The following is a 24,771-nucleotide window of genomic DNA, read 5'->3' on the forward strand; positions in this document are numbered from 1 at the left end:
GTGTTCGTTCTGACGGGGATGTCATGGAATGAACGCCTGAAGAATAAACGGCGGATCACCTTCGCAGTAACGGACGTGTCGCCAGACGTTGCCTAACAAAGCGTCAACGCTTCCTTGACGAGGCGCAGGAGCCGCTTGCATGACGATCGACATTGAAATGCTCTTTGTGGATTCAGTAGACGGCGCCGAGCGTGTGGCAACGTCCATCACGCACAAGGACATCGTAACGGGGCTGTCCGCGGCGCTGGCCCCTCAGGCCGTAGCGGTCCTGCATATGTTGTATCCGCACACCGACGCGCGCACGCACGCGAGTCTCGACGCACTGGTGGAGGCGCTGAACCGCCACAGCATGCATCAGGTTGCCCGCCTCATTGCCGAAAAGTCCCGCTATCTGTTATTTCGCAATCCCGCGAAAGCATGGCGCGTGCTGCAAGAGATCCGCAACGATTCGCTCGCCATCGGCGTGCATGTCTACTACAAGGGGCTCGCGGGCGGCGCGGCTGAATGCATGCTCGATGCCGACGCCCAAGAGGTTCGCCGGCGCTAGCGTTGGCCCGACGCTGTCGAATCCACGAACTTCGATAGGTAAGCAAGTCGAGGGGGCCCAGCGAGACCTCGATCGATCTGATCCGGGCGCGCCACAGGTGGCGGCCCAAACAACGGGAGGAGATGCCATGGCAGGAGAGACGAAAAACTTTGGATTGCGAAACTGGCCGCCTGCGCCGGCGACCCGGCCATTCGAGCGGACGGCTCGGCAGCAGAAGCTGGTCGAGATGGCGCTGTCCGGCCTGGCCGAGCCGTTCCGCGGAATCAGCCACCCGGGCTCGCTCGCCGACAGCTTCGTCCCGCCCGCGGCCGGCGAAGTTTCCGTCGCCCCTGTTTTGAATGCGGCGCGCGCCTTTGTCGCGAGTCTGGACCCCACGCAGCGGCGCAGCGCATGCCTCGCAATCGATGACGAGGCGTGGCGGCAATGGTCCAACTTCCATCCGTGGCTAATCCCTCGCAATGGGATCTGCCTCGCCGATCTAGGCGAAAGTCAGCGCGAGGCGGCGTTGGCGTTGATGCGCGAGACGATGAGCGAGGCGGGCTACCGAACCGCGCGCGACGTCATGCGGCTCAACGAGCATGCCCTCGAAATCACGGGCAAGACCGATGAATACAGCGAGTGGTACTACTGGATCAGCATTTTCGGGACGCCGTCGCCGAATGAACCCTGGGGCTGGCAGATCGACGGCCATCACCTCAACATCAATTGCTTCGTGCTCGGCGATCAGCTAGTCATGACGCCAATCCTGATGGGATCGGAGCCGGTGCTGGCGCGCTTCGGCAAATATAGCGGTGTGCGCGTGTTTGCCGCCGAAGAGGAGCAGGGCCATGCACTGATGCGCGCACTTTCGGCCGAGGCGCGGCAGCAGGCGACCATTGGCACTGACCTGCCGTGGGAGGTGTTCGCCGGTGCATACAACGACAACCGCCATTTCGAGCCGGGCGGTATCCGTTACGACGACCTCCCGCCGGAAGGCCGCGAGCGCGTCGAAGCGCTGCTGGCTACCTATATCGGGCAGATCCGCCCCGGACATTCCGAACTGCGCTGGGCCGAGGCCAGGCGTCATCTGGTCGATACGCATTTCGCGTGGATCGGGCCATTCGACGATACGAGCCCGTTTTACTACCGCATCTTGAGTCCCGTGATCCTTGTGGAGTTCGACCATCAACCCGGCATCGTGTTCGACAACGACAAGCCGTCCCGCGATCACATCCATACACTCGTGCGGACGCCGAACGGCAAAGATTATGGCAAGGACCTGCTGCGCCAGCACTACCTCCAATGTCATGCAAATGACCACCGAGCCCACACGAACGCGCCCCGGAAGTCGTAACTACGCATCGGTCATCAAGGCACCGGGTGAGTGCGAGCATAGGCGTCATCCGGATTGGCAGATGCTTCGTCAACCTAACGGAATAAATTCGAAAAATGCACATCGGAATACCCGCCGAAACACAGGCAAACGAAACCCGTGTGGCCGCGACTCCGGAGACGGTCAAGAAGTACGTCTCGCACGGGCATCGCGTCACGGTCCAGCGAGGCGCCGGCGCGGCCGCGAGCTTTCCCGACGAGGCATATGAGGCGGTTGGCGCGGAGCTTGCCGACGCTCAGGCGGCTTTCGGCGCGGGCCTTGTGCTCAAGGTGCATTCGCCCGCAGCCGGCGAACTGGCGCTCATGAGGCGCGGCGCGGTGCTGGTGGGCATGCTCGATCCGTTCAATGCGGAAAACACGCGCAGGCTTGCCGACGCAAGTGTGACCGCGTTCGCGCTGGAAGCCGCGCCGCGCACCACACGCGCGCAGAGCCTCGACGTGCTCTCTTCGCAGGCCAACATCGCGGGTTACAAGGCGGTACTGGTGGCCTCGAACTTGTATCCGCGCTTCATGCCGATGCTCATGACGGCCGCCGGCACCGTGAAGGCGGCGCGCGTGCTGATTCTAGGCGCGGGCGTGGCGGGCTTGCAGGCAATCGCGACAGCCAGACGCCTCGGAGCTGTGATCGAGGCTTCTGACGTGCGTCCGGCGGTGAAAGAGCAGATCGAATCGCTAGGCGCGAAGTTTCTCGACGTGCCTTTCGAAACCCATGAAGAACGCGAAGCGGCGGGTGGCGTGGGCGGCTACGCGCGGCCCATGCCGCCTTCGTGGCTCGCTCGGCAGTCCGCGCTCGTGCACGAGCGGGCGAAGCAGGCCGACATCGTTATTTCGACCGCGCTGATTCCGGGCCGCGAGGCGCCCACGCTGCTGCCCGCCGAAACGGTACAGGCGATGAAGCCGGGCTCGGTGGTGGTTGATCTTGCGGCGGGGCGTGGACTCGTCGCCGATCCCGCAACCGGGCGGCGCGGCGGCAACTGCCCGCTGACCGAGCCCGACAAGGTGGTCGTTCGGCACGGCGTGACGATCGTCGGCTACAAGAACCTGGCGTCGATGGTGCCCGCCGACGCTTCGGCGCTCTACGCGCGCAACCTGCTCGACTTCCTGAAGCTGATCGTCACTAAGGAAGGCGCATTGAACATCGACACGGCCGACGACATCGTTGCGGCTACCCTCCTCACGCGCCACACCGAAGTGGCGTGCGAGGTCGAGCGATAAAGGAGAACGGCGATGGAAATCGTCAACCATACAGTCATCGATCTGATCATCTTCGTTCTTGCGGTGTACGTCGGCTATCACGTGGTCTGGAATGTCACGCCCGCGTTGCATACGCCGCTCATGGCCGTGACCAATGCAATCTCTGCCATCGTGATCGTAGGCGCGATGCTCGCGACGGGACTCACCGTCGGGGTTCCGGGCAAGGTATTCGGCACGAGTGCCGTGCTGCTCGCGGCGGTCAATGTGGCGGGCGGGTTCCGCGTCACGTGGCGCATGCTCGAAATGTTCCGCAAGAAAGAATCGAAGAAAGCCGCCTTGAAGGAGGGCGCATAAATGGGTATGAATGTGGTTACGCTGCTTTATCTGGTGGCGTCGGTGTGCTTCATCCAGGCGCTCAAGGGCCTGTCGAATCCGAAAAGCGCGCGCGCGGGCGCCGTGTTCGGCATGGTCGGCATGGCGATTGCCGTTCTCACGACCCTCGCGCTGATCGTAAACGAGTCCTCGCAGTTCGGCTCCGACCTCGGGCTCGGCCTCGCGCTGCTCTTCGCGGCGCTCGTGGTGGGCGGTAGTCTGGGCGCCTATGTCGCGGCGCGCGTCGAGATGACGAAGATGCCCGAACTTGTCGCGGCCATGCACTCGCTGATCGGTCTTGCGGCGGTGTGCATTGCCTATGCGGTGGTCTCGGAGCCGGCTGCGTTCGGGCTGGTCACCGAGGCTGCGCCGTATCCGGGCTTCCTGCCACATGGCAATCGCATTGAGCTTTTCATCGGCACGTTCGTGGGCGCGATTACGTTCTCAGGTTCCGTGATCGCCTTCGGCAAGCTCTCCGGCAAATACAGGTTCAGGCTCTTTCAGGGCGCACCCGTGCTCTATGCGGGCCAGCATCTGATCAACCTGATGCTCGCGCTAGCGATGCTCGGCTTCGGTGTGCTGTTCTTCCTCACGCAGTCGTGGCTGCCGTTCATCATCATGACGATCATCGCGTTCGTGCTCGGCGTGCTGATCATCATTCCGATCGGCGGCGCGGACATGCCCGTGGTCGTGTCGATGCTGAACTCGTACTCGGGCTGGGCGGCGGCGGGCATCGGCTTTTCGCTGAACAATCCGATGCTGATCATCGCCGGCTCGCTGGTGGGTTCGTCGGGTGCGATCCTGTCGTACATCATGTGTAAGGCGATGAACCGCTCGTTCTTCAACGTGATTCTCGGCGGCTTCGGCAACGAGCCGGGCGCGGACGCGGCGGGCGGTACGCAGGAGCAGCGTCCGGTGAAGTCGGGTTCTGCGGATGACGCTGCATTCATGCTCGGCAATGCCGAGAGTGTCGTGATCGTGCCGGGCTACGGCCTTGCTGTTGCTCGTGCACAGCATGCTTTGAAAGAGCTCACCGACAAGCTCGTCGAAAAGGGCGTGGACGTGCGCTATGCGATCCACCCGGTGGCGGGCCGCATGCCGGGCCACATGAACGTGCTGCTCGCCGAAGCCGAAGTGCCCTACGACCTCGTGTACGAGATGGAGGACATCAACAACGAGTTCGGCCAGACCGACGTGGTGCTCGTGCTTGGCGCGAACGACGTGGTGAATCCGGCGGCGAAAAACGATCCGAAGTCACCGATCGCAGGCATGCCGATCATCGAGGCGTACAAGGCGCGCACGATCATCGTGAACAAGCGCTCGATGGCGGCGGGTTACGCCGGTCTCGACAACGACCTCTTCTACATGGACAAGACGATGATGGTATTCGGCGACGCCAAGAAGGTGATCGAGGATATGGCGAAGGCTGCCGCGTGATGGGCGGCGGCGCTGTGACTGAACCGCGCAGCGCCGCTGCATCACTATTCGCCACTATTCGCCGACCTGTGCAAACGCGGCAGACACCTGAGCACGCAGAAGGCGTGGCGATTATTCCAGTCTTACCAGTCAGCCGTGGCGCCGAGCCACTGCTGCTCTTCGGCAAACCGCTCGACCAGCATGTCGAGGAGCAGCCGGACCTTGGTGCTCAACTGGCGCCGATGTGGGTAGAGCGCGACGATCTCCAGTTCCTGGGTTCGGTAGTCGGGCAGCAACGGCATCAGCACGCCGGAGACGAGAAGATCGGAGACGACGAACGGGGGACATAGACACAATCCGAGTCCGGCCGCTGCAGCCGCGCGCAGTACAGTGATGCTGGCAGTGACAATGTTGCCCGACACGCGAGTGCTCGTGGGATTTCCGGTGGGATCGACGAAATGAAACTCATCGCGATAAATTGAATGAGCGTAAAGCAGGCAGTTGTGGTCAGCCAGGTCGGCCGGATGATCAGGTGTCGCGTGCGCTTCGAGATAAGCCGGTGCGCAACATAGTACGTAGCGCCATTTCGCGAGAGTTCGTCTGACGAGGCTCGAATCTGGAGGTGATGCCGGCATGATCGAAAGGTCGAATGCCTCTTGCGCGGGATCGACCGGGCCGGTCACCGCATCGGTCTGGAAATCCAGCGAGACTTCCGGGTAATCGCCCGCGAAACGGGCAGCGACAGGCGCGATCGACCGCTCCAGTGTCTGATGGCATCGAACCCGGAGCCGTCCGCGCGGAGTGACCTGCAGCGCGCTGGTAATCTCGTCCGCTTCGGCCAGCTTCTGCAGGATCTGTGAGCAGCGCTCGTAATACTCGCGGCCGATCTCCGTTAGACCCACCCGGCGCGTGGTGCGGTTCAGCAGACGCACGCCAAGGCTCTCTTCGAGCGCCTGGACGTGATTGCTGACCGTCGTTGTCGACAGGTCGAGGCGGCGCGCCGCCGCGGTAAAGCCTCCGCTCTCGACGACGCGGACAAAGGAGGTGACACTGGCCATCCGATCCATGCATTCCCCAAAATGATCACGCTACGATAGACGTCACTGAGTGCGTGAATCATAGGATTCGCCAATATATACTTCCAATACAAATAACGGCTATGTCCCATAGTCGCATGGCTATGATTGGGAGGCCTGTGGAATGCGTACCTTCGACCCCTATTTCACGTTGCAAAAGCTCGAAGTGTTTTGCCTCGTCGCGGAACTGCAGAGCGTGACGCGCGCGGCCGACCGGCTGTGCGTGGCGCAGCCGGTCGTCACCGCTCATCTGCGGGGGCTGGAGACAAAACTCGGCGTCTCGCTCGTCAAGCGCGTCGGCCGCAACATCGGTCTCACTGATGCAGGGGAGCGCGTGTACAAGTGGGCGAATGACGTCCTTACGCGCACGCGCGAGATGGAGCGCGAGTTGTCGGGGCTCGAAGAAGGCCCCGCCGGGAGTGCAGTCATTGCCGCGTCAATGACGCCAGGCTCCTATCTGCTGCCTGCTCTCGTCTCCGACTTCCATGCGGTTCATCCCGAGGGGTTGGTTAGCATCGAGAGCTCAAACCCTCAGGCGGCGCTGGATGCGGTACGCACCGGCGCGTGCGATTTTGCGGTGCTCGTCATGCATCCGTCCGAGAATCGTGACGATCTCACCGTTCACACGCTGTGGGAAGAAGCGTTGCTGCTGGCAAGCGCGCCAGACAGCAAACTGATCGGCGCCGTCGCGCTGCCGCGGCAACTGGCCGGGCTGCCATTCGTCAGCGCGCCACGCCGTATCGTGCGTCGCGAACTCGAAGACGCGCAGTTGCGCGCACATGGGATCGATACGCGCAACGTGGTCCTCGAGTTTGGCCATCCGGAATCACAGAAGCACGCTGTCAAACGCGACCTGGCCTTGTGTTTCTTTCTCGAGTCCGCAATCCGGGCAGACATTGAACGCGGTGAACTGTCCGTTGTCCGGACGCCTGGGCTCGATATGTCGGTTCCCCTTTTCCTCATTCACCGTCGTGACAAAGTGCTGTCGCAATTTCAGAAGGCACTGATGGACCATATCATGGCGTCCCGGCCAGGCTTTCTGGGGCACAGCAAGCCTCAGCAGTACAACGCCAAGAGCCGGCAATGAAGCCATCGCAGATCTCGTGCGTGCTCCCATGCCGGAGACTGCAGAGGTGCGTGCAGGTATAGCCACGCGTTCCATGTCGCCGTCGGTCGCCAGTATCCGGCGATAGTAAGCACTGGCGATGTATCATGCTCAAGCGATCGGGGATTTGGGCGGTGATCGACGCTAGCGGGGGCGGCGAGCGACCGTTGGCCGTGGGCTGGGCATCGCGCCCAGTCACGCGAACCGATAGAGTCGATCGAAGCGCGCGGCGCGGGTTCCCGTCCAGACCGGTCTCGGTCCGATGATTCGCGTGACCAGGAAGGACCAACAGCACATGAAGCCTCTGCGCGGAGCGAACGACGGCAGCGCCCGGCCTATTCCTCTGCCACGCCGCCGCGGATTGATTTTCCCGGCAATAGCGTGGTCCGGCTTTTCTTCGGCGTTTGCGTCGATCATCGTCGGCGGCTATCTGCAAGCCTCGCTCGGCACGCTCGACGCGCTCTTCGCCGCTGTCCTTGGCAATTGGATTCTGTTCATTTACTCGGCTGCGATCGGTTTTGCCGCCGGCCGTTGGGGCCTAAGCTCGCAACTCGTCCTCGAAGCCGTGTTCGGCCGCTGGGGCGCAGTGGTTCCGGGCGCGCTGCTCGGAACGCTCGTGACCGGCTGGTACGCGTTTCATGTCGCGCTCACGGCCGCCATATTCTTCGCCGCGCTGCATGTGCCAATGAGCCTGACCTTCGCCATCTGCATCGTCGGCGTACTCTTCGCGGTTCCGGCGATCGTGCGCGTGAGTCATGGCTTCAATATGACCGCAATGGCCATACCGGCGATGACGCTGTTCGCTGTCCTCGTTTTCACGCACCTTCTCGTGCCGAAATTCACCGTGCTGCTCGACGGTCCCATCGGCGGCGCATTGCCCTTCGGCACCGGCGTGTGCATCGCGTTCGGCACGTTCGTCGTCAGCGGCACCATGACGGGCGATATCGTGCGTTACTGTCGTACCGGCAATGAAGCCGTGCAAGCCACCGCGTACGGATTTCTGCTGTCCAATCTGCCGTTCCTCCTTCTCGGCGTTTTCATCGCGGCCGCAGGCATCCGCGTCATCGAACTTTTCGAGCCGAACAACGTGCTCGCTCGGGTGTTGCTGTTGCTTGTGGTCGTTTCGAACTGGACGACTTCCGATGCTTGTCTGACCAACGCCGGCGTGACGTTCAATAGCGCTTTCCCACGCCTGAGCTGGGCCGTGGTGTCCGTGTCGGCGATGCTGCTAGGGATCCTGCTCGCCGTGACGAATACAGTTGGCGATGTGTCCAGTTGGACGCTCCTGTTGACCGCGCTTGCCGCGCCCATCGGAGGCGTGATCATCGCTGACTTCTACGTGCTGCGCGTGCGGATCGGGTTCTCGCGCACGCGCGCTGCGCTGGTCAACGCTGCCGCACTGCTCGCCGCGGCAGCGGGGATCGGCGTCTCCTTTGCGTGCGAGCGCCTGGCGCCCGGCGCGGTAACGCCTCTGGTCAGCGCCCCTGTGGCCGGCTGTCTTTACCTGCTGTTCGCTAGTCTGGCGCCGCATCGGCTCGGCGCCGATCTCGGTCGCGCGACCGCCGGCGCGGAAGCGCTGGACTGATGCGCATGTTCGGGCTGCGCCCACGAACGCTCACGCCACGGCCGCCCGCCGAGGCCCGCACGGCGATGGTCGTGATCGTACTGATATCGTCTCTGGCCTTTCTGCTGTTTCAGGCGCGCAAGGACGCGCTCGACAATCTGCTACGCCACGAGGCACGGCTAGCGATCCAGTTCGAGAGGGCTGCGGGCCGCGGGGACGTGCCATCAGGCGCAGCACAGTGGCTCGATTTGGGCGAGCCTCGGTCAGGTCACGCAATCGCGGGTATCGCTGCATGGCCGCTTCAAACGACGGTTGTAATGCGCTCACCCGCTGAATGCGCTCAGGATTCGCGTTGTCGCGACATGACTGATGGCAAGGCGAGCCTCGAGGATACGAAGGGGCGGTTCGTGATCCGCGCGGGCAGACTGTTTGCGTCGATTCAGGGGAACGGCATCGCCGTAGTCTCCACCGCGCCGCTGGCAACCTTGGCGACAGGCTTGCCGGGCCGCCTGTCAATGGACATCGTGGGCGTTTTCTTCCTTGCCTGTCTGCTGCTGCTTGTGCGCGAGAGCCGGCTAAGTGACTACTCCGTGCACAGGTTGCTGGATGCATCGCCGGTCCCGCTGCTATTGAGCGATGCAAAAGGGCATATCGAATTCGCGAACCGTCAGGCGCTCGAACTCTTCGTCGACGAAGCGCCGGGCTCGCTGAGCGAACTCGAGAGCGCATTGCGGCGGGAGGCGCAGCTGTATGCCTGGCTCACGTCCGGGCAAGACACGGCCGGTGCGATTGAAACGACTGAGTTCGAAATCGGCGGCCGTCCGAATGCCGTTCGCCACTTGTTGGTCTCGAGGCAATCGCTGCTGGTGCGATCAAAACGCGTGATCATTGCGAGCGTGGCCGATGTCACCGTGCGCAACCAGGCGCAGACGGCACTCCTCGAAGCGAAAAACGCGGCTGAAGCACTCGCGCGGATGAAGTCAGAATCGCTTGCGATGATAAGTCACGAACTCAAAACGCCCGTCAACGGCGTCCTCGGTCTCGCGCAATTGCTGGAGCGCTACGACCTGCCCGACGGCGCCGCGCAGATCGTGCGTCGCATGATTCAGGCGGGCCGGACGCTTGCGGCGATCATTAACGATATAGTCGATCTCGCGTTGCTGGAGGTGCGGCAGGTTCGTCTCGAGCAGCGCTCGTTCGACATTCGCGAGACGCTCACGGGCGCCGCGACGCTGGCGAGCGCCGCCGCTGAAGAGAAGGGACTGCTGGTCCGCGTCACCACGCTTGCTCCGCTGCCGCCCGCCGTCTATGGCGATCCGGCGCGCTTGCAGCAGATCGTCATCAATCTGGTCAGCAACGGCATCAAGTTCACGGAAGCCGGACAGATCGAAGTGAAGATCGATGTGGCGGACCACCGCGACGATACCGCCGACATCGTCATCGAAGTTTCGGATACCGGCATCGGGATTGCGCCGGAGATCATCCCGCGATTGTTTCAACCTTTCTCGCAGGCGAAAACCGGTCGCGAGAGGCGCTTCCCCGGCACCGGACTGGGACTGGCGATCAGCAAGGGGCTCGCCGAAGCGATGGGCGGCACGATCTCCGTACGCAGTGAAGTCGGACACGGCTCGACGTTCGTCGTGCGGTTGCCGTTCACACTAGCGCAGGCGGAAGAGAGGAGCTCGCCAGCGGAGCTCGCCTTGCGCGTGCTTGTGGTCGACGACGTCGCGCTCAATCGCGACATCGTGGCCGAGTTGTTGAGCGCCGAGGGATGCAGCGTCACGTCGGCGGCGTCCGGTAAGGAAGCGCTGGAGGTTCTCGAGACGAAGCAGTTCGATCTCATCCTGATGGACATTCGCATGCCGGTAATGGACGGCCTCGCCGTGACCGCCGCCATCCGCACGAAGGAAGGCTCGCGCGGGCACGCGGTCCCCATTGTCGGCTTGACCGCGAACCCCTTGCCGACGGAGCGGCCGCTTTATCTGTTGCGCGGCCTCGATGGGGTGATCGATAAACCCGTCGACGTGGACAAGCTGCGCGCGGCGTTGCGAGCGGTCGCGCAGCCGGCGCAAGCGGCGGACGTGACCGAACCGGCGCGCATCCGCGAATTGCGTCAGTCTCTCGGCGACGAGCGCACCGTGCGAATCGTTCGCGCTTTCGCGCAGACAGCCCGCGACGCATTGGAAGGCATCGCAACAGGCTGCGCACACGGCAACTTCGCCGACGTCCTCGAGCGTGCGCACAAGCTGGCGGGCGCCGCATCGAATCTGCGGTTCACGCAACTCGCAGATGCCGCGGCAGAACTCGAGCGCATCGCGCAGGGAGGCGGCGCGCTGGAGATCGCGGATGCCGCGTCGACAGTCGTGGCGCTCTACCGCGACGTGGAGCGGTATGTGCGCGCCTCTTTGTCGTCGTCTCCGGCCGATCCGGCGAACAAATATCCGGTGCCGTGAACGGTCTTGATCAGATGAGGATTGTCGGGGTCCGTTTCAATCTTGCGACGCAGCCGGCGCACGAGCGTGTCGATCGTGCGGTCCATCGACTCGAAACGCCTGCGCCGCGTCGCTGAGATGAGCCGTTCACGCGACATGACCTGCCCAGCGTTGCGTACCAGTACGGCAAGCAGGTTGAATTCGGCTGTGGTTAGCGGCACGGTCCGGCCACCGCCATCGCTCAGGATGCGCGAGCGCGTATCGAGCAGAAACTGTCCGAACGACAGCGTCGACGACGCGCTCAGCGATGCGCTGTGGCTATGGCCGACGCGACGCAGGAGGTTGCGCACGCGGGGCAGCAACTCGCGTTCGTCGACGGGCTTGGCGATGTAATCGTCCGCGCCGTATTCGAGACCGAGTATGCGGTCGACCTTGTCGTTGCGCCCGGTGATCAGGATGATGCCCATCTCGGATTTGGCTCGCAGCTCGCGGGTGAGCGAAAGGCCATCGCGTCCCGGCAAGCGGATATCGAGCAGAACCAGGTCCACGGGCTTCATGCGCATCACGCGATCGAGTTCGTCGGCGTCGGCTGCGCAATCGATCTCGTATCCCTCGCTTTCCAGGAAGCCTTCCAGCGTTTCGCGGATGGACGGGTCGTCGTCCACCACGGCGATACGTTCGCCGCTTTTCGTCCGCTGCATGTGATTTCTCCCCAAGGTTCTGCCTGCGCGACGTCGCTGCATTCGCGATCCGCTGCATCCATGCAGCGCCTTGACGCTCGCTGTTCACAAATTTTAACAAACCGCCATAGCTTGTTCAATTGGCATAGCAGACGCGTTCACATGATCGCCGGATAGTGAAGCCATCGGAGACACTTCAACAGGAGATGGAGATGGACCTGCAAAAGCAAATCTGTGGCATGGACGCGGTCGCGCTTGCACGGCTGGTACGAACAAGGGAGCTTTCGGCGGTGGAAGTCGTCGATGCGCATCTTGCGCGCATGGACGCAGTCGAGCCGTCGATTCATGCGTTCTGCACTGTAACGGCGCAAAGCGCCCGGGACGCGGCGCGCGAGGTTGATGCGCGCCTCTCGCGGGGAGACGAAGTCGGCCCGCTCGCGGGTGTGCCGGTCGGCATCAAGGATCTCGTGTGCACGGCGGGCATCCGCACCGCCTCCGGGTCACCGGCCTACAAAGACTTCGTGCCTGACGAAGACGATGTCGTGGTCGAACGTCTGAAGAAAGCCGACGCCATCATCGTCGGAAAGACCAACGTGCCGGAGTTTGGCTATAGCGGCGTCGGCCATAACCCCGTCTTCGATACCACGCGCAATCCCTGGAATACGGCGATGACGCCGGGCGGTTCCAGCGCTGGCTCCGGTGCGGCCGTGGCGAGCGGAGAAGTGCCGTTCGCAATCGGCAGCGATGGCGGCGGCTCGATCCGCATTCCGTCCGCGCACTCGGGCATCTACGGCATCAAGCCGTCGATGGGCCGCGTGCCGCTTTATCCCGGCTGCCGCGACGAGCGCTATCCCGGTGTGTCGAGCTGGGAGAGCCTGGAGCACCTCGGCCCGATGAGCCGCACGGTTGTCGACAGCGCGCTGATGCTGTCAGTGATCGCCGGTCCCGATTCGCGAGACCGCCACTCTCTTCCGCGCGTCGAGTTCGACTGGATGAAGGCGCTCGACGGCGACCTCAAGGGATTGCGCGTTGCCTATAGTCCGGACTGGGGTTACGCGGCAGTCGATCCGCAAGTGCGCAAGGTGGTGGATGAGGCCGTGCGCGTGTTCGAGCGCGACCTCGGCTGCACGGTCGAAGTCGCTCACCCGGGTTGGAGCGATCCGTTCGACGCGTTCTGGGCCATCGTCGCGATGGACACCGATCTCAAGGGAATGCGCGCCATGGTCGAGCAATACGGCAAGCAGATGTCGCCGCATCTGGTCGCATTCCTGAACCATCCGTGGACCGCGGAAGACTTCACCAACGCGAACATGACGCGCAAGGCGCTCGTCAACAAGATGTGGCGCTTCATGGCGAACTACGACCTGCTGCTCACGCCGACATTGGCCGTGCCGCCGTTTCCCGTGCACATGCAGGGCCCGGAAATCATCGAGGGCCGGATGGTCGCGACGACGCAGTGGCTGTCGTTCACCTATCCGATCAATCTGACCGGACAGCCGGCCGCATCGGTGCCGGCGGGATTCACGAGCGACGGCTTGCCTGTCGGCCTGCAGATCGTCGGCCGGCATCTGGACGACCCACTCGTACTGCGTGCTTCCGCGGCATTTGAGAAGGCGCGGCCATGGCGTCAAGCATGCCCCCCGTTGCTGAAGGAACTCGGGCTCGCACAGTGAAACGATTCACACAGACAAGGGGCAAATCATGAGCAATCTGATCGAGCAACACGGTTTCGACGAAGAGTTCGAGAATCAACCCGTCCCGCTCTCGCATCGCCGTTCGCTGACATCGGTGGCCGCAGTTTGGTTCGGTTTCCCGATGATCATCACGAATGCCGTATTCGGCGGCATCATCGCCTACAACCTCGGCTTTTTGCGCGCGCTGATCGCCATTTCGATCGGCAACGCGATCCTGCTCACATACGTCGGTACGCTCAGTTATATCGCGGGCAACACCGGCCGAAGCTTCGCGCTTCAGGCGGAACGCACGTTCGGCAGAAAAGGCTATGTGATCACGTCGGGCTTTCTCGCGACGGTCGTCGTCGGTTGGTACGCGTTTCAGACGGGGCTCGCCGGCACGACGGTGCACGAGTCGTTTGGCTGGAACGAAACGGCGACCATCATTGGCGCGACTTTACTCTTCACAGCAGTGACTTTTATGGGCATCCGCGCGCTGTCGATCGTCGGCATGATCGCGGCGCCGATGTATGTGATCCTTGCAATTGTCGCGCTCGTCACGATCGGCGCCGACCATCCGCTCCTGTCGGTACTCAAGTACGACGGCGCGGGCGCCGGCAGCGTGATGTCGTTCGGGGGCGCGGTGACGCTCGTGGTCGCTACCTTCGCCGATTCAGGCACCATGACGGCCGATTTCACGCGCTGGTCCAAGGATGGCAGGAGCGCGGTCTATGCGACGCTGACCGCGTTTCCGTTCGCGAACATGATTGCGCAACTGGTCGGCATGTTGATTGTCTGCGCGGGCGCAGCGTCCGCGCCTGCGACGAGCGGTGGCGATTTCATGTCGGTGCTGACGAGTCATGGCGGCGTGCTGTCGGTGATCGCGCTCGTGTTCGTATTCGTCAATCTAGGTTCGGTGTGCACGCATTGCCTTTACAACGGTGCCGTAGGTTGGGGGCGCATCGCGAAGCGAAGAATGCGCACGATGACCATCGCACTTGGCCTGCTCGGCGGGGTATTTGCGGTGGCCGGAGTGTGGCACCTGATCCTGAACTGGCTGAACTTGCTCGGCGTGTTCGTTCCGCCGATCGGTGCAGTAATCATCGTCGATCAGTTGATGGTCCGGCACTACTCGTCCGACGAGGAAGTGCCGAACTTCCGAGGCAGTGCTTTCGTGGCTTGGGCTTGCGGGGCGATCGTCGCGATCTGCGTGCATGAGATAGCGCCGTGGTTTCCCGAAGCGGTCGCGGGGATGCTGGTGGGTGGCGTCGTGTACTTCGCGTTGTCACCAAAATCGACACGCGTTGTGCGGCAGAGGGGGGAGGCTGCCTAGACGTGAGACCGGTCGCCGTGGCGGACGAGGCCGCGGCGCACGGCGAGCGCATCCTGCAGTACGCGTGACGCTTTCAGATCCACACACGCGGTGTCCGCGGTTCAGATCCGTCGTTCTCGCGTACGGCATTGCCTGATCGGATCGCAGTCGCGCGCGGCACCGTCCCGGGGTAACGATGCATCTGGTCCGTAACAGCCAAACGAGATACAACGCGTCCGTTGACCAGATTCCGGATGTTCACGCAGTGCGTAGCGTTGCACCACAGGATTCGCGAACGATCAGCTTCGCCACGCGTTCCACCCGATGTCCTGACCGGCGGCGCGTGCGTTGTTCCATCTGGTCGAGCAACATCTGCATGGCTTCCTTGCCGTGCTCGATCGGATCGGAGCGCATGGTGGTGAGCGGGGGACTGGCGAATGCGGCGAGCGGAATATCGTCGTAACCGATGAGCGCCACGTCGTGCGGCACGCGAATACCCGCCTCGTTCAGCGCCTTGATGGCACCGAAAGCGATCGTGTCGTTACCGGCGAACAGCGCTGTGAAGTCGAGTTGACTTGCGAGCAGGCGCTGGGTTGCGACATAGCCGCTCTGCGCGTCGATGTCCGCATATTCGATCCACGTCGAACCAGGATGAATATCGTGTGCCTCGAGCGCGTCGCGCCAACCCTGCTCGCGTTCGCTGACGGCATGGTATTCGCGCGGCGCGAAGCTGACGTACGCGATGCGCTCGTGGCCCAGATGCAGCAGGTGCTCCGTGGCGATCCGGGCGGAACGCCCCGTGTCGTTACCCATGGTCTGAAAATGTTCCAGATGGGCCGTTGCACGACCGAATACCACGAGCGGAATGCCGGCGTCGTGTATCCGCTGCAGGTGCTCATGCTCGCCGGTGCGCGGATTGACGACGATCAGTCCGTCAATGCTGCGCGTTTTGACCAGGTTGACGAACGCGCCGGGCTCGCGCCCCTCGTCTCCGGTCGATTCAATCAGCAGCTTCAACCCACGGCGATGGCATTCTTCGTTGATGCTGGCGACCAGTTGCGCAAGAAACGCGTCCACGTACAGATGCGATGCCTTCGGTATCACCAATGCGACCGTGCCGGTCGTGCCGCTTGCGAGCATCCGGGCGGCAGCGTTTGGCTCGTACCCTATGTCTCGCGCGACTTGCAATACCCGCTCACGGGTCGCGGCGCTGATTCCCTGATCGGTCACGTTGTTGAGGACGAACGAAACCGCCGTGCGTGACACGCCGGCGAGGCGTGCCACTTCGGCGGCAGTGGGGCGGTGCTTGCTGATTTCAGCCATCAGTCCGTTTCATGAGTGCAGATACGCCGGCAGGTAGTCGGCGTGCGCGAGGAGCAACTCGTCCACCATCGCGTGGATCTGCTCCAGATCGAGCACCGCCGCAGTATGGGGGTCCAACATGGCCGCATGATACACGTGCTCGCGATTCTGGCTGAGGATCGCTTCTACAACGAGTTCCTGGACGTTGACGTTGGTGCGCATCAGTGCAGCGAGTTGCGGCGGTAGCTTGCCGACGCGGGTCGGCTGCACACCGTTCGCGTCGACAAGGCAGGGTACTTCGACTGCACAGCCTTGCGGCAGGTTGTCGATCAGGTGTTGATTGAGCACGTTGCCATACACGACGCGGGGTGTACCGGTAACGATCGAATGGATGATGCCGCTGCCGTATTCGACCGAGCGCCTGACGGTGTGGAGACCTTCGAGCAGGCGCGATGCGTTCTCACGCTCCCGAGGCATCACATGAATCTGCGCAGCCGCCAGTTCGGCCACGAGCGTGTCCGCATCCTGTGAACCGGGGCGTTCGAGTTCCTGCTCGATATACGGCCATGCGTGCTCGAAGATCTGGCAGCGGCCCGGATATTCGTCGAGCGGGATGTTGTACTTCTTCAGCAGTTCCGCGCGGTCCTTCTTGATGAACCAGGGTACGTACTCGCTGAAGTGTTCGCTCGATTCAGTCGGGAAGTAACCCAGCTGCGCGAGCATTTCATAGCGGACGCGGTTCCAGTCCGGCATCGTGCCATCGCGATGAATCTGCTTGAGCCTCGGGATCAGGTCCTCGCCATTACGCTCGAACTTCAGATAGAACGACATGTGATTGATGCCCGCGCAGCGATACTCGATCTCGTCGGCTGGGATACCGAGGTCATCCGCGAGTTCATGCGCCGTGTGCTGCACGCTATGGCAAAGCCCGATCGTTGGCACGCGGGCTGACGACCGGTTCAGCGCCCACGTGATCATCGCCATCGGATTCACGTAGTTCAGGTGGACAGCACCGTCGTCGCACACCTGCTCCATGTCCCGCAGCATCTCGAGTTGCACCGGAATCGTACGCAGCGCACGCATGATCCCGCCGATGCCGAGTGTGTCGCCGATCGTCTGTTCCAGACCGAATTTCTTCGGAATCTCGAAGTCGATCACCGTCGCCGGGCGATATCCGCCAACCTGGATCATGTTGATCGCAAAGCGCGCACCGTCAAGCGCCCTGCGGCGATCGACCGTCGCTGTGATCAGCGGCTTGACCCCCAGTACGCCGGCAAGCCGATGCGCGACTTTTTCCGCGAGGCGAAGCCGGTGTTCGTCAATGTCATGCAGCGCGATTTCGCAATCGGCGAGCTCCGGGTAGGAAAGGATGTCGCCGAGCAGGTTGCGGGCGAAGACGATGCTGCCGGCGCCGATCAGCGCGATTTTAAGACGACGTGATTTCATGGAGGACTCGAAAAAGGGTGGTATGGGACTCGGGCGGCGAGCTTCGCGCACAGCCAGCCCCGGGCGAAACGGCACACGAACAATTGCGGATTCTAGGCGTAAAGGTCGTAAAACTAAAGCGCGTTAGCCAGGGGTTTTCACGCATTGTTCCACCGATCGCGGATCCAGCAAAGTAGCGGCACTAACGCGGGTTAGTTCGGCGATTGACAGGCCCATTCTTCATCGTCTCGCCGACGGCCCCTTCTCAGGAGACAGACCGCATGAATTCGCTCTCGGAGCCCCTCGTCGAGCACCGGTCAGGCACGTTGCGCCGGACCTGGTCTAGCGGCCGAATGCGCCGTGCCGAAATGTGGACCGCCTGGGCCCTCATATTGCCCGCACTGACCGGATTTCTCGTTTTCTATGCGTGGCCGACGCTGCGTGCGATCGAGATCAGCTTCACGGACTGGAATCTGATGCGCGCGCCGCATTTCGTCGGCCTCGCGAACTACACGGAGATGCTGTCGGACGGCCAGTTCTGGAACGGAATGAAGCTGTCGGCGTATTACGTCGCGCTGAACATCCCGATGCAGACGGTGCTCGGCCTGTTTCTGGCGGTTGCGATGGATCGCCTGACGAAGTCCGTGTTTGTCAAATCCATCGTTCTGCTCCCGTATCTGCTGTCGAACGTGCTGGTTGCGATGCTTTGGCTGTGGATGCTCGACCCGATGCTCGGTGTCGTCAACGCAGCGCTCGACACGATCGGACTCGGTCGCCAGCCGTTCTTCGGCGATGCCGGCCAGGCGCTCGTCACGGTGGCCGCCGTCAACATCTGGCGTCATATGGGATTGACCGCGATGCTGTTTCTGGCCGGTCTTCAGAACATCCCACGCGACCTGTACGAAGCGGCGGCGCTGGAAGGCGCGAGCGAGTGGCGGATCTTCCGCCGGATCACGCTGCCGCTGCTGCGGCCCGTGATGGTGTTCGTACTGGTCACGAGCGTCACCGGTTCGTTCCAGATCTTCGACACGATCGCCGTCACAACCCAGGGCGGGCCGCTCGACTCGACGCGTGTGCTCGTCTACTACATCGTCCAGAACGCATTCACGTACTACAAGATGGGCTACGCATCCGCGATGTCGATGGCGCTGTGTGTGCTGATGCTCCTGTACACGGTGGTTCAGATGCGCGTGATGCGCGCGGCTGAGAACGATCTGGCCTGAGTGCCTGCACGACTCTTGAAAGAGGACGCAATGAATCAAGTCGCAATGCCAATATCCGCCCCGACCCGCGCGCGCTTCACGGTGTCACCTGGGCGTGTGATCGCGTGGATGCTGCTCGCAATCATGCTTGTGATTACGGTGACGCCGGTCTGGATGGCCATCAAGACCGCGCTCACGCCACCGGCTGATCTCTTCAGCCAATCATCGAACCTTCTGCCCGGGTCTTCGACGCTGGCGAACTTCAAGCGTGTGCTGGGGTTGATGAGTGTCGACGAGAGCCTTGCCGCGGGCGGCTCGGGTGCCGACATCGATTTTCTGAAGGCGCTGGGCAATTCGGTTCTGTTCACCACGATCATCGTGGTCATGCAGATCACCTGCAGCGCGATGGCTGCCTACGCATTCGCGCGGCTTCGCTTTCCGGGGCGCAGCGTGCTGTTCGGACTGTTCATCGGCTCGATGATGGTGCCGACGGTCGTGACCTTCATTCCGAACTTCATTCTGATGAAGGAGCTGGGTTGGCTCAACACCATGACCGGCATGGTCGCTCCGTTCTGTCTGATGCAGGGATTCTCGGTGTTCTTCCTGCGGCAGTTCTTTCTGTCGATTCCTCGCGATCTCGAAGAGGCCGCATTGCTGGACGGCGCATCACATTTCTACATCTTCGTGCGCATCGTGCTGCCGTTGAGCCTGACGCCGATCGTCACGATCGCGATGCTGACCGGCATCAACATGTGGAACGAGTTCTTCTGGCCGTACCTGGTCGCGAAGGACGACGCTCATCAAGTCATTCCCGTCGCGCTGCAGGCGTTCAAATCCCAGACGCCGCAGGGCCAGCCGGACTGGACCGGACTGATGGCGGCCACGGTGATTTCGATCATGCCGACCATTGTGCTGCTCGTCGCCTTCGGCCGGCGCGTGGTCGAATCGGTGCAATTCAGCGGCGGCAAGTGATGCCTGCCCTTCCTTCAAAAGTCAGTACCGGAGACAAACCATGTCCTTTCATCGTCACGCCATGATCTGCGCCGTTGCTGCCGCGCTGGGTTTCACGGCCGCGAGTGCCTCGGCGGTCGACGTCCGCTATGCGCTCTGGGATTCGAACCAGATGCCCGCGTATCAGCAATGCGCGGCTGATTTCCACAAACAACACCCGGACATCACGATCAAGTTTAGCCAGATCGGCTGGTCCGACTACTGGACGACGCTGGCGACCGGCTTCGTGTCAGGGACTGCACCCGATGTGTTTACCAACCATCTCGCCAAATACCCCGAGTTTGCGAAGAACGGTCAGATCGTCGATCTCACGTCTTACATTCAGCGTGATAAGGTCGACCCCAGCGCCTACGCGAACGGCCTCTACCAGATATGGGGGCGAGATGGAAAACAGTACGGATTGCCAAAGGACTGGGACACGATCGGCTTCATCGTCAACATGGACGCAGCGACGAAGGCGGGCGTGACGCTGACCGATCTGCAGAACATGACCTGGAATCCGAAGGACGGCGGAAGCTTCGAAGGCATCGTGCGCAAGCTGACGGTCGACAGGAACGGTGTGAGCGCGCTCGATCCGAAATTCGACAAGACCAGGGTTGCCGTGTACGGCTATCAGACGCCGGCCGACATCAACATGACGGGGCAGACCACCTGGAGCTTCTTCGCAGTGTCAGACGGGTTGCAGTTGCAGCCGAAGCCGTGGGACGCGAAGTACGCCTACGACGATCCGAAGCTCGCCGACACGCTTCGATATCTTGCCAGTCTCCCAGCAAAGGGGCTGTCAGACAGCATCCAGAATACGAAAGCGCTCGGTTCCGACGCGATGTTCGTTGCCCGAAAGGTTGCGATGGTGCCCGAGGGATCGTGGATGATCACGTACTTCAAGCAGAACGCGAAGTTCCCGACTGCCTGGGTGCCGCTGCCCACCGGTCCGCTCGGCACGCGAGCAACGATGTTCAATGGACTCGCGGATTCGATCTGGTCGGGCTCGAAAGTCAAAGATCAGGCGTGGCAATGGGTGAAATACATGGGATCGGCCGAGTGCCAGAATAGGGTCGCCTCTCGAGGCGTCGTGTTCCCGTCACTCAAGGGGATGGCGGAGAAGACAGTCGACGCGCAGAAGGCGCAAGGTGTTGATTCGTCCGCGTTCCTGACAATGGCGAAATCGAAAACGTTCCTGCCACCGATCGGCGACAACGGCGCTCAGGTCGATCAGGTCATCAGCAACGCGGTCACGTCGGTGTTGATGGGCAAGGCTGATGCCGCGTCGACCATGAAGGCCGCAAACGCGCAGGTCAATCAACTCGTCCGGGACTAACGGAGGCGCACCATGGCAAGCATCGAACTGAGGCAGGTGTCTAAGGCTTATGGCGCTAACGCGCCGGTGATTCGCGACGTCGACCTGAACATTGCTCAGGGAGAATTCTGTGTGTTTGTCGGTCCGTCAGGTTGCGGCAAGTCGACGTTGCTGCGAATGATTGCAGGCCTCGAGGACATCAGCGACGGCTCATTGCTGATTGACGGCACCCGCATGAATGACGTGCCACCTGCTCGTCGGGGCGTGGCTATGGTATTTCAGAGCTATGCGCTGTTTCCGCATCTGACGGTGTACGAGAACCTCGCGTTCGGCATGACACTGGCAAAGTGCGACAAAGCCCAGACTCGCCAACGGGTCCAGGCGGCGGCCAGTATGTTGCAGCTTGAGCATCTGCTCGAGCGCAAGCCTAAGCAGCTGTCGGGGGGGCAACGGCAACGCGTCGCGATCGGCCGCGCGATTGTGCGCGAACCAGGCGTATTCCTGTTTGATGAACCGTTATCGAACCTCGATGCGGCATTGCGCGTGCAGACGCGTTTCCAGATCGCAAAGATCCACCGTGAGTTCGGGCAGGCGAGCACCGTATACGTGACGCACGATCAGGTCGAGGCGATGACGCTCGCCGACCGGATCCTGCTGCTCAATACCGGTGAAGCAGTTGCTCGCGAGGGAAGCGTTGCGCAGTGCGGATCGCCGCTTGAACTCTATCACCATCCGCGCAATCTTTTCGTGGCCGGGTTTATCGGCTCGCCGAAGATGAATTTCCTCCCCGCGACCCTGGTTGAAGGACACGCGGATCGCGCAGTCATGCGGCTTCGCACGGGCGAGACGATCGAGGCGCTTGTGAATGCGGACGCGTTGCAGTCCGGAGAAGCCATGACGATTGGCATCCGTCCCGAGCACATCGAGCTCGGGAGCGCGTCGCAGCATGTGGTGCGTGAGGTGCAATGGCAGGAACGCCTCGGCGAATCAACATACCTTTATCTTGATGGCGGTGGCAAGACACCGCTCGTCGCAAAAGCGCCAGGACATGCGCACGCGAGCTCTGGGCAGCGCGTGGCGGCGACGCTACCGTCGGCTGCGCTGCATGTATTCGATAGTCACGGAGAAGCGTTGGCGCGCTGCGCGCCAACGCAGGATCTGCTGTTGCCGATCGCGGCCTGAGCGATCGGTAGGTATTCACCGTCAATCTAAACGGTTACTGATACTGGGCGGTACGACCAACGGCGGATTGGGAGAGGTGAACGGCGGGCGCGAGGGCAGTCGCGCCATCGCTTCAAATGGCTGGTAGCGGCGGCCAGCCTGATGGGTGGCGCGTCGGGTGGCGCGCATGCGGACCCCGGCCTCACCGATGCAATCACGGTCGCGCGTGCGAAGCTCGCGGACGCGGGGCAGTGCAATGGGCTGCAGGGCTGCAGAATTCAACGAGGGTCGAGCCCTTGCGTTTGATCGGTCAAGAAACAAAGGATTGCCAAATAAAGTCACTGACTGGATCGTGGTTCTTATGTCTGCGACGACCGATGGATCCCGGACGCCCGGTCATCCGACTTTCAACAAACGGTTCCTTGCGACTTTGGCTTCGGTCGGCGATGCATCCTGGCGTTATGAAAACCGTGGTGGAATCCGACACGCAAGCAGGAAACCGTGAATGAGGTTTTTTTGCCGATCGCCTCCAACCACGCTGACCGGCAGCAGCTAACCACAGGCGCTGTGTAGCCTTTGGCGGTGGGCAGCGACATCAGCGGCACGGCGCCGTTGGCTAACGTGTCTTTTTGTCCTGACGGACGGACGTCATCGAAGGTGGCCGCGGCGGCAACAACGCGTGCGAGGCCAACTGCGAAGCCTCGGAGGAAGCGGGCAGCGTCATGATGCCGGGGTTACACTGCTAGATAGCAGGCCTTAGCAACAGGAGGGCGCCATGACTGACATCGGCCCGGAAAGCACATTCCGGGGATTGCCTCTGACTGCTGAGCAGGATGCGGAAGTGAGGCACTACATCAAGGTGCAAACGCAGCGTCACCTTCCATGGGACACGCCCGAGCTGGACGCGATGCTCAAGGAGATGATCCGGCCCCCCGAGGCCATCGACGAGGAACCTGAAGTCGAGGCAGACGAAGCAAGGGCGACCGCCGAGCGCGCGAGCGCGTCCATTGACGAGGCGATGGAACCGTTTGAGGCGAGCGAGGAATGGCATGCGGCCATCGACTCGGAAAACATGAAGCACCCCAAGGAATAAATCGGCGGCAGCGACGCTGCCAACCTTTTAGTCCAGGGCGTCCGCGAAAATCACACATGCCATCGAGTCCGACCCCGGGCGATGGGGGCCAGCAGACGGTCAAGCACGCCCCATGTGAAGGCACTGTGCGAGCCGCCGCCCTGCGGCGCCAGACGCGCACCGCCAGACGCGCACTGCCAGACGCGCACTGCCAGACGCGCACCACATGAGCTGGATGCATCGCAGGCTTTGAAGAGTCTTAGACTCAGCGCAGAGGGAGGCGCCGAATGTCAGTGATCGCACCCGACGAAAGGGCGGACTTTCTCGCCGTCCTGCGTCGGCACCACCTCGCCGAAACCGACTTCATCCTTCAGGAGACCGGGGCGACCGATGTCGTGGACGAGGTCTATCCTCTTCGGGGCAGTGTCACCGTCATTCGCACGTCGTCACTCCGGGAACGGGAGTACCAGACCGGACACTGCACCGCGTGGACAGTTGAATTTGAGAAAGACCTGGTCCAGGGCGCATTCGGATGAACCCGGAGGGTCGACTCTTTCGGCAGTGCAGGTCGCAAACGCCTTCGAAGTCGGGGTAAGCGTACTTTCCGTGCATTTTCTGGCGGATTGCACGAAAAATCGCTTAGAGATCAATGAGTTGAAATCCCGGCAAGTCGCGAAAGTCCGTGAGGTCGCCAAGCCTTACTACAAATGGCTTCTCACACCGTCGGTGCCAGGTTTTGCACGGAGCGAACGAATACCCCGAAACGCAGGTTGAGCAGATGACGGGTATGTTCCCGGACGACGATGGCCTGATTCAGGAAGCGCTCGATGAAGCGAGTGACACCACGCGCTCCTATATGGCGGCACGCAAGGCTGGGCAAGCCGCTCAGGACGTGCCCGCGTTAAAGCCTGAACTGACACCGTCGCAGGTGACGATTGCCAGAAAGTATGCCGATGGTGAGTTTGCGTACGTGCGGGAATGTCCGACCCTCGAGGCTTTTTCGGGCTGCGCTGGATCAGTGTGGCGACACGCTCTTCAAGTTTCTGATGATCGAAACGTCGAAGGGGGAAGATTGCCTGTCTCACGAGGCCACGATGAAGGGTCTCGAATTGGCGATTGGTGACCTGGCCAAGGTGTTGGATGCCGTGGACATGGAGGCTGACTGCTCGCTGGAGGAGGCTGAGCAGGCGTCAACTCCGTTACCATCGCCTGGCATGTGAATCCGAAATCGGTAGCTTAAACCCGCCAGTACTCTTCGGAGCCTGGCGGGTTTTTCTTTGCCTGCGCGGCGCGGGCTACATACAGCGGTGGAGTCGCTCAGCCGTTCAGTTGCGACTCGACGTTCAGGACGATCCGTGCGACCGGGTTGGCCTCGGCGGACTGCGGAGCGAACTTGATCTGGGCGAACGTGACGACGCCGAGAGCGACGACCAGGAGTGCGCCAGACGCGGCGATGCAGGGAAGGTATTTCACAGAGACCTCTTTTTGATGGTTAAGCAGGAACTGGCGAAGCTGACAGGCGTATCGAATCACCTTCAGCGGCATGTCTGTCCGCAACC

22 protein-coding genes are annotated in these 24,771 nt (G+C 62.0%); 17 read left to right on the top strand and 5 right to left on the bottom strand.

From position 1 onward, the window contains the following. The first annotated feature begins 139 nt into the window (after positions 1-139). The 5 genes from L0U84_RS07250 (at position 140) to L0U84_RS07270 (ending at position 4,921) form a co-directional block, all read left to right on the top strand. Positions 140-547 (top strand): hypothetical protein, encoded by a 408-nt coding sequence (locus tag L0U84_RS07250; RefSeq protein WP_233848873.1) that lies wholly within the window; start codon positions 140-142, stop codon positions 545-547. Positions 548-701: 154 nt separating this feature from the next. Next, positions 702-1,880, top strand: coding sequence for a DUF3500 domain-containing protein (locus L0U84_RS07255; protein ID WP_233848875.1), 1,179 nt, complete (start codon positions 702-704; stop codon positions 1,878-1,880). Between the two features lie 95 nt (positions 1,881-1,975). After that, a complete protein-coding gene (locus tag L0U84_RS07260) occupies positions 1,976-3,133 on the top strand; it encodes a Re/Si-specific NAD(P)(+) transhydrogenase subunit alpha (RefSeq protein WP_233848884.1) in 1,158 nt (385 codons plus the stop codon). A 12-nt stretch (positions 3,134-3,145) separates the two neighbouring features. Continuing rightward, the gene (locus L0U84_RS07265) at positions 3,146-3,466 is read left to right on the top strand and encodes an NAD(P) transhydrogenase subunit alpha (RefSeq protein WP_233848885.1); all 321 of its coding nucleotides are present in this window, start codon (positions 3,146-3,148) and stop codon (positions 3,464-3,466) included. Beyond that, positions 3,467-4,921: an NAD(P)(+) transhydrogenase (Re/Si-specific) subunit beta gene (locus L0U84_RS07270; RefSeq protein ID WP_233848887.1), complete on the top strand. Its 1,455-nt coding sequence runs from the start codon at positions 3,467-3,469 to the stop codon at positions 4,919-4,921. It begins immediately after the preceding gene. Positions 4,922-5,043: 122 nt separating this feature from the next. Here L0U84_RS07270 and L0U84_RS07275 read toward each other — a convergent pair whose 3' ends face one another. Then, a complete protein-coding gene (locus tag L0U84_RS07275) occupies positions 5,044-5,967 on the bottom strand; it encodes a LysR family transcriptional regulator (protein WP_233848889.1) in 924 nt (307 codons plus the stop codon). Between the two features lie 160 nt (positions 5,968-6,127). On the opposite strand from L0U84_RS07275, the gene L0U84_RS07280 reads away from it, so the two are divergent. From L0U84_RS07280 to L0U84_RS07290, 3 genes are all read left to right on the top strand, one after another. Then, positions 6,128-7,063 carry a LysR family transcriptional regulator gene (locus L0U84_RS07280; RefSeq protein WP_233848891.1) on the top strand — a complete coding sequence of 312 codons (936 nt, stop codon included), beginning with the start codon at positions 6,128-6,130 and terminating at the stop codon, positions 7,061-7,063. A gap of 313 nt (positions 7,064-7,376) precedes the next feature. Then, a complete protein-coding gene (locus L0U84_RS07285; RefSeq protein WP_233848893.1) occupies positions 7,377-8,666 on the top strand; it encodes a cytosine permease in 1,290 nt (429 codons plus the stop codon). A 65-nt stretch (positions 8,667-8,731) separates the two neighbouring features. Beyond that, the gene (locus L0U84_RS07290; protein WP_442794027.1) at positions 8,732-11,098 is read left to right on the top strand and encodes an ATP-binding protein; all 2,367 of its coding nucleotides are present in this window, start codon (positions 8,732-8,734) and stop codon (positions 11,096-11,098) included. On the opposite strand, the gene L0U84_RS07295 is transcribed toward L0U84_RS07290, so the two are convergent. Then, on the bottom strand, positions 11,017-11,778 hold the full coding sequence (locus L0U84_RS07295; RefSeq protein WP_233848895.1) for a response regulator: 762 nt from the start codon (positions 11,776-11,778) through the stop codon (positions 11,017-11,019). The genes L0U84_RS07290 and L0U84_RS07295 overlap by 82 nt on opposite strands. A 191-nt stretch (positions 11,779-11,969) precedes the next feature. Between L0U84_RS07295 and L0U84_RS07300 the strand changes: the two genes are divergently transcribed. Then, positions 11,970-13,430: an amidase gene (locus tag L0U84_RS07300; protein WP_233848896.1), complete on the top strand. Its 1,461-nt coding sequence runs from the start codon at positions 11,970-11,972 to the stop codon at positions 13,428-13,430. 28 nt (positions 13,431-13,458) lie between these two features. Next, positions 13,459-14,763 (top strand): purine-cytosine permease family protein, encoded by a 1,305-nt coding sequence (locus tag L0U84_RS07305; RefSeq protein WP_233848898.1) that lies wholly within the window; start codon positions 13,459-13,461, stop codon positions 14,761-14,763. Between the two features lie 237 nt (positions 14,764-15,000). Here L0U84_RS07305 and L0U84_RS07310 read toward each other — a convergent pair whose 3' ends face one another. Together L0U84_RS07310 and L0U84_RS07315 are read right to left on the bottom strand one after the other, a co-directional pair. After that, a complete protein-coding gene (locus L0U84_RS07310) occupies positions 15,001-16,065 on the bottom strand; it encodes a LacI family DNA-binding transcriptional regulator (protein WP_233848900.1) in 1,065 nt (354 codons plus the stop codon). A gap of 9 nt (positions 16,066-16,074) precedes the next feature. Beyond that, positions 16,075-17,490, bottom strand: coding sequence for an alpha-glucosidase/alpha-galactosidase (locus tag L0U84_RS07315; RefSeq protein WP_233848902.1), 1,416 nt, complete (start codon positions 17,488-17,490; stop codon positions 16,075-16,077). A gap of 260 nt (positions 17,491-17,750) precedes the next feature. Here L0U84_RS07315 and L0U84_RS07320 point away from each other — a divergent pair, with 260 nt between their 5' ends. The 7 genes from L0U84_RS07320 to L0U84_RS07350 all read left to right on the top strand — a co-directional run bounded on the left by L0U84_RS07320 (position 17,751) and on the right by L0U84_RS07350 (position 24,335). Then, the gene (locus L0U84_RS07320) at positions 17,751-18,692 is read left to right on the top strand and encodes a carbohydrate ABC transporter permease (protein WP_233848904.1); all 942 of its coding nucleotides are present in this window, start codon (positions 17,751-17,753) and stop codon (positions 18,690-18,692) included. Between the two features lie 30 nt (positions 18,693-18,722). Further along, entirely contained in the window at positions 18,723-19,643 is a 921-nt protein-coding gene (locus tag L0U84_RS07325; protein WP_233848906.1) for a carbohydrate ABC transporter permease, read from the top strand. 40 nt (positions 19,644-19,683) lie between these two features. Continuing rightward, positions 19,684-21,000, top strand: a complete 1,317-nt coding sequence (locus L0U84_RS07330) for an ABC transporter substrate-binding protein (protein WP_233848908.1) — start codon at positions 19,684-19,686, stop codon at positions 20,998-21,000. Positions 21,001-21,012: 12 nt separating this feature from the next. Beyond that, positions 21,013-22,161, top strand: a complete 1,149-nt coding sequence (locus tag L0U84_RS07335; protein ID WP_233848909.1) for an ABC transporter ATP-binding protein — start codon at positions 21,013-21,015, stop codon at positions 22,159-22,161. A gap of 754 nt (positions 22,162-22,915) precedes the next feature. Further along, the gene (locus tag L0U84_RS07340; protein ID WP_233848910.1) at positions 22,916-23,233 is read left to right on the top strand and encodes a hypothetical protein; all 318 of its coding nucleotides are present in this window, start codon (positions 22,916-22,918) and stop codon (positions 23,231-23,233) included. Between the two features lie 266 nt (positions 23,234-23,499). Next, positions 23,500-23,748: a hypothetical protein gene (locus L0U84_RS07345; protein WP_233848911.1), complete on the top strand. Its 249-nt coding sequence runs from the start codon at positions 23,500-23,502 to the stop codon at positions 23,746-23,748. Between the two features lie 251 nt (positions 23,749-23,999). Next, positions 24,000-24,335 carry a hypothetical protein gene (locus L0U84_RS07350; protein WP_233848912.1) on the top strand — a complete coding sequence of 112 codons (336 nt, stop codon included), beginning with the start codon at positions 24,000-24,002 and terminating at the stop codon, positions 24,333-24,335. 194 nt (positions 24,336-24,529) lie between these two features. On the opposite strand, the gene L0U84_RS07355 is transcribed toward L0U84_RS07350, so the two are convergent. Then, entirely contained in the window at positions 24,530-24,757 is a 228-nt protein-coding gene (locus tag L0U84_RS07355; RefSeq protein ID WP_233848913.1) for a hypothetical protein, read from the bottom strand. Positions 24,758-24,771: the final 14 nt, after the last annotated feature.

This window comes from Paraburkholderia sp. HD33-4 (assembly GCF_021390635.1).
GTDB lineage: Bacteria > Pseudomonadota > Gammaproteobacteria > Burkholderiales > Burkholderiaceae > Paraburkholderia.

Excerpts from the sequence above, each read along its gene's own strand:
- L0U84_RS07250 (WP_233848873.1), top strand. The coding sequence starts at position 140 with ATGACGATCGACATTGAAATGCTCTTTGTGGATTCAGTAGACGGCGCC.
- L0U84_RS07260 (WP_233848884.1), top strand. The coding sequence starts at position 1,976 with ATGCACATCGGAATACCCGCCGAAACACAGGCAAACGAAACCCGTGTG.
- L0U84_RS07265 (WP_233848885.1), top strand. The coding sequence starts at position 3,146 with ATGGAAATCGTCAACCATACAGTCATCGATCTGATCATCTTCGTTCTT.
- L0U84_RS07270 (WP_233848887.1), top strand. The coding sequence starts at position 3,467 with ATGGGTATGAATGTGGTTACGCTGCTTTATCTGGTGGCGTCGGTGTGC.
- L0U84_RS07275 (WP_233848889.1), bottom strand. The coding sequence starts at position 5,967 with ATGGATCGGATGGCCAGTGTCACCTCCTTTGTCCGCGTCGTCGAGAGC.
- L0U84_RS07285 (WP_233848893.1), top strand. The coding sequence starts at position 7,377 with ATGAAGCCTCTGCGCGGAGCGAACGACGGCAGCGCCCGGCCTATTCCT.
- L0U84_RS07290 (WP_442794027.1), top strand. The coding sequence starts at position 8,732 with ATGGTCGTGATCGTACTGATATCGTCTCTGGCCTTTCTGCTGTTTCAG.
- L0U84_RS07295 (WP_233848895.1), bottom strand. The coding sequence starts at position 11,778 with ATGCAGCGGACGAAAAGCGGCGAACGTATCGCCGTGGTGGACGACGAC.
- L0U84_RS07300 (WP_233848896.1), top strand. The coding sequence starts at position 11,970 with ATGGACCTGCAAAAGCAAATCTGTGGCATGGACGCGGTCGCGCTTGCA.
- L0U84_RS07305 (WP_233848898.1), top strand. The coding sequence starts at position 13,459 with ATGAGCAATCTGATCGAGCAACACGGTTTCGACGAAGAGTTCGAGAAT.
- L0U84_RS07310 (WP_233848900.1), bottom strand. The coding sequence starts at position 16,065 with ATGGCTGAAATCAGCAAGCACCGCCCCACTGCCGCCGAAGTGGCACGC.
- L0U84_RS07315 (WP_233848902.1), bottom strand. The coding sequence starts at position 17,490 with ATGAAATCACGTCGTCTTAAAATCGCGCTGATCGGCGCCGGCAGCATC.
- L0U84_RS07320 (WP_233848904.1), top strand. The coding sequence starts at position 17,751 with ATGAATTCGCTCTCGGAGCCCCTCGTCGAGCACCGGTCAGGCACGTTG.
- L0U84_RS07325 (WP_233848906.1), top strand. The coding sequence starts at position 18,723 with ATGAATCAAGTCGCAATGCCAATATCCGCCCCGACCCGCGCGCGCTTC.
- L0U84_RS07330 (WP_233848908.1), top strand. The coding sequence starts at position 19,684 with ATGTCCTTTCATCGTCACGCCATGATCTGCGCCGTTGCTGCCGCGCTG.
- L0U84_RS07335 (WP_233848909.1), top strand. The coding sequence starts at position 21,013 with ATGGCAAGCATCGAACTGAGGCAGGTGTCTAAGGCTTATGGCGCTAAC.
- L0U84_RS07340 (WP_233848910.1), top strand. The coding sequence starts at position 22,916 with ATGACTGACATCGGCCCGGAAAGCACATTCCGGGGATTGCCTCTGACT.
- L0U84_RS07345 (WP_233848911.1), top strand. The coding sequence starts at position 23,500 with ATGTCAGTGATCGCACCCGACGAAAGGGCGGACTTTCTCGCCGTCCTG.
- L0U84_RS07350 (WP_233848912.1), top strand. The coding sequence starts at position 24,000 with ATGTTCCCGGACGACGATGGCCTGATTCAGGAAGCGCTCGATGAAGCG.
- L0U84_RS07355 (WP_233848913.1), bottom strand. The coding sequence starts at position 24,757 with ATGCCGCTGAAGGTGATTCGATACGCCTGTCAGCTTCGCCAGTTCCTG.